Source organism: Vicinamibacteria bacterium, assembly GCA_035620555.1.
In the GTDB taxonomy this organism is placed as follows: domain Bacteria; phylum Acidobacteriota; class Vicinamibacteria; order Marinacidobacterales; family SMYC01; genus DASPGQ01.
Window position 1 is genome coordinate 1 of record DASPGQ010000377.1, and the last position, 7,599, is coordinate 7,599.

Consider the following 7,599-nt stretch of genomic DNA (forward strand, 5'->3'; position numbering starts at 1 on the left):
GGCACGATCGAGATCCGAATCGAGACCGGACGGCTGGCACCCTAGGCGTTCGAGCACAGCGGGAGGAATGACCGAGGTCCAGAGGAGATGACGGGCGAGCGGCTCGATGCCGCTTCCCTCGACGAAACGCTTCAGCAGGAACGACAGGGCGACTTTCCGATCGCTCGGCGGCCAGCGACGAACCAATCGGGAGAAGGCGCGACGAATCGGCGAGGGCAACCGTTCATAGACCTTCGCGAGCCTCGCGCCCACATAGGTCGGATAGCCGCCGAAAACCTCGTCCCCGCCCTCGCCGACGAGGACCACCTTGACGTCCTTCGCGGCGCGCTGCGCCAGGAGGGCCGTCGGGACCCAGGCCGGGTCACCGAGAGGCTCGCCCGTGAGCCGGACCAGCTCACGGATCTTCGGAGGGAAGTCCTCTGCCCTGACCCAGACGGTCTCGTTCGTGAGACCGAGCCGTTCGGCGACGGAGGCCGCCGCCGGCCCTTCGTCATACGAGGCTTCGCCAAATCGGAGCGTGTAGGCCGGAAGCCTTCTCTCCGGGTGGATTTCTCGAGCCACGGCGGCGACCAGCGAGGAGTCCACTCCCCCGCTGAGGAACATCCCGAACGGCACGTCACAGTCCGTCTGCCGCGCCACCGCTTCTCGAAACACGCGATCGAACGCCTCGAGGCTCGGCTCCCGCTTGGGAAGCGTGCCCATCGACCAGCGCCAGTATTGCCGTCGCTCGACCGACTTCTCCCGGAAGCACACGATTTCCGCGGGAGCGACCTTCCGGATAGCGGGTACGGGGCTGAGCGGCGCGGGGAAACGGCCGAAACGAAGGTAGTGACGGAGAGCCCGCTCGTCGAGACAGCATCCCTTTCCCGAGTCGAGCGCCAGCGCCGAGAGCTCGGTGGCGAAGACGACCTCGTCGTCCCTCTCGATATAGAACAGCGGGCGCTCCCCCGCCCGGTCGCGCGCGAGGAGCAGCAAGCCCGAGCGCGGATCCCACAGGGCGAGGGCAAATGGACCTTCGAGCTCCTCGACGAAACGCTCGCCGTGCTCCTCGTAGAGATAGGGGAGGATCGCCATGTCGCTCCCGGTCGCAACCTCGTGCCCGCGGGCCTCGAGCCAGCGCCTGAGGTCACGATGGTTGTCGATCTCGCCGTTGCACGACGCCATTACGCCCGTCGCGGGATTGCGAAGAGGTTGATGGCCTGCTTCCGAGCCGCGGATCGATAGCCGCGTCGCGGCCAGCGCCGCTCGCTCGTCCGCCTCTGCACCTTTGTCGTCCGGGCCACGGTGCTCGAGCAAGCCTCGCATCGCGAGCGCTCGCTGGACGTGCGTCTGGGTCACGCCGTCCCAGCGCACGACGCCGCAGATACCGCACATGAAAATCGCTCAGGGAGAAGGAGGTGGCACGAGAAGCCCTCGCCACTCGGGACCCAGGGTGACCACGTCCAGACCTCTCGCCTCTGCCAGCCGCCATAGAACTGGCCAGCGGTCCCTGCGAGCCAGAAGGAGCGTCTCGCTCTTTCGCGCGTCCAGCCAGCCGGCGAGCCGAGATACGGGAACCGCCTCACAGGGCCACTCGGCCTCACGAGCGAGGTAGAAGGGGATGTAGTTGCTCGTGGTTTCGCGACCGTCGGCCGTCACCACGAACAGGGGCTGGCGCAAATAGAACGCCAGGCCCGTCGGGTAACACTCGAGGCAGCCGACTCGTGCATCGGCATCGAGCGAGCGGACCCTCTCGGCGAGGCCGGCCGAAGAGGCGGCGAAGGCGTAGCTCTCGAGCCCGCTGAACGAAACGGTCAGTAGGCAGACGGGGAACATCGAGAAAACGCCGAGAGAGAACCGGGTCCTCCGGACGGCGAGTGCCACGGCGGAAGCGATCGCTAGCAGAACGAAGGTAGGAAGGAGCTCGGGCAAGTACGCCCTGGCCCTCAGATAATCGTGGCCGGGCTCGCCGAAGTAGGAAAACAGCGGGTCCGGCGACCGCGCGTCTAGAAAAACAGCCATACCCGTCGTCGTGCTCGCGACCAGGAGCACCGCCATCCCCCATCGAACGACCCGCGCGGAGTCACTTCGGGGGCGGTCGAGAGCCCCATCGAAGAGACGGGCGAGCAGCATCGCCAACGCAACCGCCGCTGGAAGGACGTAACCAGGAAGCTTGGACTGAGAAATCGAGAAGAAGAGCGTCACCACCAGGGCCCAGACGATCAGGAACCGGTCCGCTCGTCTAAAGCTCGCGCGGCGTCGCCAGGCGAGCACCGCACCTCCCGGAAAAAGGCAGCTCCAGGTGAAGCAGGCAGCAAGGAGAACGGGAACGAAGTAGTAGACGGGGCCGGTCCGCTGATACGCGGGCGTCGTGAAGCGCTCGAGGCTCTCCTTCACCAGACCGTAGTAGGGGAAATCAGGCCTCGAAAGGCTCAACCCGACGAACCACGGGAGAACGAGCGCCATGAATATCGCCAGGTTCGAGGGGGCGAGGAGTCGTCTCATGACTCCTTTTCGGCGTTCCACGACGGCAAAGCTCGACAGCACCAGAAACGGCAGGATGAAACCCACCGGACCTTTGACGAGCGTCGCCCCCGCGGAAAGCGCGGCTCCCGCCTGGTACCAGCGTCGTCTCCGCGCTCCATCCGTCTCCTCGGCACGGTAACCGCAGACGATGGCCGCACATAGGAAAAAGGTGAGAGGCATGTCGAACATGACGATCCGCCCGAACGCCAGAAAGAGCGGCATCGATGCCGCTATCACGACGGCGAGTCCCGCGGCGCGCTCGCCGTACTCGCGGCGAGCGAAGCGATAGACGACCACGAGCAGAGCCATCGCGAACAGGGTCGACGGCAGCCGCGCCGCGAGCTCGGAATGGCCAAAACCGGCGAACGAGGCGGCGACGAACAGGAAGTACAGAGCCGGCTTGTCCAGGTAGGGCATGCCGTTATACGTGGGGACGAGCAGGCTTCCCGAAGCCCCCATCTCGCGGGCGACTTCGGCGTTTCGCCCCTCGTCCGGGTCGACGAGAGGGAGCTCCCCTAGCCGGCCGAACATCAGTCCCGCCGCGAACCCGAAAGCGAGAAGCGTCTTAGCGGAAGGCAGCCTCATTGGCTCTTCGCCGACAGACTCACATGATGTCCTTCGGGGTCGGACGCCTGCCACGCGTCCCGCGCCGATTCCACCGGCTCGGAAACCGCGACGTGCAGCCCCCCTCTTCGATTCAGCCAACGCACGCCCAGGAGATCGACAATCCCGACCCAAAGCCGATCCTGAACCCCGTACTTCGACGAGCCCGACTGCCGCGGCCTATGGTTCACTTCCACGGAGACCACCCGCCCACCCCGGCCCACCATGAGGGCGGGCAGGAAACGGTGCATGTGATCGAAATAGGGAAGCTCGAGAAAATCCTCGCGCCGGAGAAGCTTCAGACCGCAGCCAACGTCCGGCGTTGCGTCTCCCAGAACCCAGCGGTAGGCGAGGTTCGCCACCCGGGAAGCGGCGCGCTTGAGCCAGGGATCGTTCCGTCGTCGACGCCACCCGACGACCATCGTGGGCGGAGGAGACTGGTGCAAGGCGTCGAAGAGCCGGGGAATGTCGGAAGGATCGTTCTGCCCGTCCCCGTCCATCGTGACGACCCACGTGGCCCGGGCGGCCCGCACTCCCGTCGCGAGCGCGGCGCTCTGGCCGTATCCGCTGTCGTGCCGAAGAATTCTGAGATTGGGGAAACCGGCGCTCAGGTCCTCCAGGATCGAGCGGGTCGCATCGCGGCTACCATCATCGACGCAGATGAGCTCGAATCGATACTGAGGGAGCACTCGGTAGATCTCCTCGACGAGCGGGCGCACGTTGCCCACCTCGTCACGGAGCGGCACGACGACGGAGAACACGCGCGGAGTGTACAGCAAAGGGGTCTATCGCCGCACTCGGACCCTCCGCACCGGCGGAACGCCGCTGGCAGGCTGATGAAAAAGTACAGTCCAGCCTGCGCGAGCGGAGCGAGCCCAGAGCGCCTGCCGCGCCGTAAGCAGCCCGAGCCGTGGCGGCACGAGCGATTACGGGTCCCGCCACGGCATTGAGCATCAGAGACGAGTCGACATGAGGTAGAATCTATGGAGTTCCAGATCAATCCGTTTCTTACCCGAAGCGGGCCGGTGGGCAGTCCACCGAGCCGCGGCAGGAGGTTTATCGATGCGTTCGAGAACTCTGGGAAGCTTCTTCGGCATGCTCACCTGTGGACTCACCGCTGTCTCCGCCGGGGAGTTGAGCGCAACCGCAACCCTCACCGCCTATGCACACGATACTCGGGTCACCCTGAACGGGAACGTGCTAACCAATCTGGTTGGCGGCGCGAGCCAGTCGATTCGCCTCTTCAGCCAGGACCATTCGATGCGGAGCCAGGCCCCCGACGACATGGCTCATTTCTTCAGCTTGCTCGAAGGTGAGAACGTCATCGAAGTTACTTTCGAGAAACGTCCCTCCGATGGAGACCTCTTGCTCGATCTCCGAATCGAGATCGCCGATTACGACAAGCCGCATTTTCACATGAAGATCGAGACGTTGGGCTCGGGCACCGCGAAACGAACTTTCGTCGTCGGTGAGCCGGGCTCTGATTTCGAGACCGTTTTCGTCGATGACGAGAGCGTGACGAAGTCGGCAATCCCTTGACAAGCAGGTGTCAGCTAGCAGGAATCATTCCGACGATTGGTACACGGTGAAGGCCCGGTTGTCCGTCCGAATTCGCAAGGCCGGCGACGAGTCGAAGACCCGCCTCCGATCCCAGGGCGACCCGCGTCTCAATATGGGCGCGTAGTAGACGACGAACAGGCTCCGCGGAGCCTTCGCCAACGAGCACTCCAGGTTCTTCACGATTCTCTCGAGGAGATCCTCTCCGAACGGATTGAACAAGTAGACCACGCTGGGCTCCTCGGGAAACGTATAGTCGACGGCGTCACAGCAAACGAGCTCCACGCGCGGAAAGCCGGCGACGTTGCGCTCGGCGATGCGATGAAACTCGGGAAAGCGCTCCACGCCGATCATCCGTCGGAAGGGAAACGCCGAGGCCAGCAGGAGCGCCTTCCCCTTGCCCGAACCGATATCGATAAAGGTGTAGCGGGCGAAGTCGATATCGAGGAACTCGAGGATCCGGGTGAAGGCCGCGGCCGGCGTGGGCTCGTAACGTAGATCTCCGTAACCCCGGGTGTCCACGTTCAACGCGCGATCGAAACGATGATGCTGGTAGAGCCGGTAGAGACCGCGGGGGTTGTATCGCCAGACTCGGTAAAGGAGGCGGTCGAGACTCCAATGCGCCGCCAGGCGTAACAGCGCCTCGCTCATCGCCAGGCGGTGAGCCCTCGTTCTTCATCGGTCCCCGGGATGGTATTGTCGAGGACCAGGGCGCAGAACGCACCGACGCCCATGCTCGTACGGCCGAGCGTATTCACGATTTCCCCAATCCACGCCGGTTCGAAGCTCACCGGGCTCGCCTCGAAGTACTGGGGAACCGACAGCCCCATGAAGAACGAAAAGCCCAGGATGAACAGGTTTCGCGCCGAGTTCAGATCCACGAACTGGAGATTGGAGAGTCCGACGGCGGCGATCATACCGAACATCGCGCAGTACATCCCTCCCACGATGGGCTGGGGAATGGTGGTGAACAACGCTCCGAACTTACCGAAGGCGCCGAGCACGATCATGAACGCCGCTCCCCACTGGACGACGCGCCGGCTCCCGACCCGCGTCAAACCGATGGCGCCGATGTTCTCGCTGTAAGAAGTCGTTCCGTTTCCCGTTCCGAAGACGCCGGCGAGAAAACACCCCAGCCCTTCCATTCCGATGCCGCGATTGACCGTGGACGGCGTGGGAACCGGAGCTCCGGCGAGCCTCGCACAGGCGTAGTAGTCCCCCACCGACTCCACCATCGATGCGAGATATCCGGCGAGCATTCCCACCGTGGCCGCCAGGCCGAAGACGGGCCAGCCCCACTGAAAGGGGTAGGGAACCCGGATCCACGGAGCCGAGCGCACGTTGTCCATCGACACGTGAGCCGCGTGCCCTTCGGGAAAAACCCCGGTCATCGTCAGGATCCCCGCCACGCCCCAGGCAAGCAGGATGGCGAGCATGATGGGAAATAGCTCGAACGCCCGGTGCGTCCTTCGCATGTACTGGCTGAAGATCACGATGAGGGCGATGGTGAGCCCGCCGATTCCCCAGTGCTTTCCCGCCTCGGGCGCGCCGAGCCCGAAGAGCGCGAGACCGATGAGGGCGATGGTCGGTGCGATCGTGATGGGGCCGACGAAACGGAGGATCCTTCCCATGAGTCCGGAGTACCCGATCGCGATCTCGAAGAAGGAACCGGCGATGATGGCTCCCTGAACGTGTCGAAGGCGCATCTCCCATCCCGCTTCGGCGAGGGCGGCCATACCACAGATGGCAAACGTGGGGGCGAGGAACGAGAACGTCCCGCCCTGGACGAGCGGCAGGCGGTTGCCCCATGTGGTTTGCATCAGGGTGGTGAGTCCGCTGACAAAGAACATCGTCCCGATCAGCCATCCGAGCTCGATGGGCCTTCCCGAAAGCCCTAGGGGCTCGCTCAGTATGAGTGGGATGGCGACCGTCGAGCCGAACATGGTCAGGTAGTGCTGGAAGCCCAGAGGTAGAGCTTCCACCCATGGTGGATTGTCGTCGATCGAATAGATGAGCCGGCGGTTCAAGGAAGCAGCGCCGTCATTTCCTGATAGGTCTCGGGTCGGCGATCGCGGTAGAACTGCCAGACGCGCCGCACCTCCTCGATCAGGTCGAGGTCCATTTCCGCCGTCACCAGCTCGTCCTCGTCCTCGCTTCCCTCGGCGAGAATCTTCCCCCGTGGATCCACGAAGTAGCTGTGGCCATAGAACTTGCCGATCTTCCACGGCGGCTCTTCCCCGACCCGGTTCAGACAGCCCATGAAGTAGCCGTTGGCCACCGCGTGTGCCGGTTGCTCGAGCTTCCAGAGGTATTGCGAGAGCCCCGCCACCGTCGCCGACGGGTTGAACACGATCTCGGCCCCTTTGAGCCCGAGAAGACGGGCGCCTTCGGGGAAGTGACGGTCGTAGCAGATGTAGATGCCCACCTTGCCGTAGGCGGTATCGAATACCGGGTAGCCCAGGTTCCCCGGCTTGAAGAAGTACTTTTCCCAGAAGCCGGCGGTGTGGGGCAGGTGGTTCTTGCGGTACTTGCCGAGATATCGGCCGTCGGCATCGAGGATCGCGGCGGTGTTGTAATAAACGCCCGCCTGCTCGCGCTCGTAGACAGGAATGATCGTGACCATACGGTATTTCTTTGCGTAGGGCACGAGCGCCTCGGTCGTCGGACCGGGCACCGGCTCGGCAGCGTCATACCAGCGCGCATCCTGGGACGGGCAGAAATACGGACCGTTGAAAATCTCCTGGAGACAGAGAATCTGTACGCCCGCCTGGCCCGCCTGCTCGATGAAGGGAAGATGTTTCTCGAGGGCGGCGGCCTGGATCTCCTGGACGGGACGCGCTTCGTCGTTGATTGGGTTGCGGCATTGAATGAGACCGCCTTTCACGATTCGGGACACGCTACCCTCCTGTTCCGCGGAAAGCTAACATTTGCCAA

The 7,599-nt window shown here is 63.9% G+C and carries 7 protein-coding genes; 1 reads left to right on the forward strand and 6 read right to left on the reverse strand.

Going from position 1 to position 7,599, the window contains the following annotated elements; all coding sequences use genetic code 11:
* From asnB to VEK15_15195, 3 genes are all read right to left on the reverse strand, one after another.
* On the reverse strand, nt 1–1,374 hold a 1,374-nt coding region (gene asnB / locus VEK15_15185; GenBank protein ID HXV62041.1), incomplete at its 3' end, for an asparagine synthase (glutamine-hydrolyzing).
* A 9-nt stretch (nt 1,375–1,383) separates the two neighbouring features.
* A complete protein-coding gene (locus tag VEK15_15190; GenBank protein HXV62042.1) occupies nt 1,384–3,090 on the reverse strand; it encodes a glycosyltransferase family 39 protein in 1,707 nt (568 codons plus the stop codon).
* Complete coding sequence (locus VEK15_15195) at nt 3,087–3,887, reverse strand: glycosyltransferase family 2 protein (GenBank protein HXV62043.1); 801 nt, start codon at nt 3,885–3,887, stop codon at nt 3,087–3,089. The genes VEK15_15190 and VEK15_15195 overlap by 4 nt, the downstream gene beginning before the upstream one ends.
* Nucleotides 3,888–4,170: 283 nt before the next feature.
* Here VEK15_15195 and VEK15_15200 point away from each other — a divergent pair, with 283 nt between their 5' ends.
* The gene (locus VEK15_15200) at nt 4,171–4,647 is read left to right on the forward strand and encodes a hypothetical protein (GenBank protein ID HXV62044.1); all 477 of its coding nucleotides are present in this window, start codon (nt 4,171–4,173) and stop codon (nt 4,645–4,647) included.
* A gap of 24 nt (nt 4,648–4,671) precedes the next feature.
* Here the strand turns inward: VEK15_15200 and VEK15_15205 are convergent, their stop codons facing one another.
* From VEK15_15205 to VEK15_15215, 3 genes are read right to left on the reverse strand one after another with little or no spacing between them, the layout of a single operon-like run.
* A complete protein-coding gene (locus tag VEK15_15205) occupies nt 4,672–5,316 on the reverse strand; it encodes a class I SAM-dependent methyltransferase (protein HXV62045.1) in 645 nt (214 codons plus the stop codon).
* A complete protein-coding gene (locus VEK15_15210; protein ID HXV62046.1) occupies nt 5,313–6,692 on the reverse strand; it encodes a solute carrier family 23 protein in 1,380 nt (459 codons plus the stop codon). The genes VEK15_15205 and VEK15_15210 overlap by 4 nt, the downstream gene beginning before the upstream one ends.
* The gene (locus VEK15_15215; protein HXV62047.1) at nt 6,689–7,561 is read right to left on the reverse strand and encodes a nitrilase-related carbon-nitrogen hydrolase; all 873 of its coding nucleotides are present in this window, start codon (nt 7,559–7,561) and stop codon (nt 6,689–6,691) included. The genes VEK15_15210 and VEK15_15215 overlap by 4 nt, the downstream gene beginning before the upstream one ends.
* Nucleotides 7,562–7,599 lie beyond the last annotated feature (38 nt).

What these genes read in the sequence shown, in the direction of transcription:
- VEK15_15190 (HXV62042.1), bottom strand. Translation starts at nt 3,090, where the DNA reads ATGAGGCTGCCTTCCGCTAAGACGCTTCTCGCTTTCGGGTTCGCGGCG.
- VEK15_15200 (HXV62044.1), top strand. Translation starts at nt 4,171, where the DNA reads ATGCGTTCGAGAACTCTGGGAAGCTTCTTCGGCATGCTCACCTGTGGA.
- VEK15_15205 (HXV62045.1), bottom strand. Translation starts at nt 5,316, where the DNA reads ATGAGCGAGGCGCTGTTACGCCTGGCGGCGCATTGGAGTCTCGACCGC.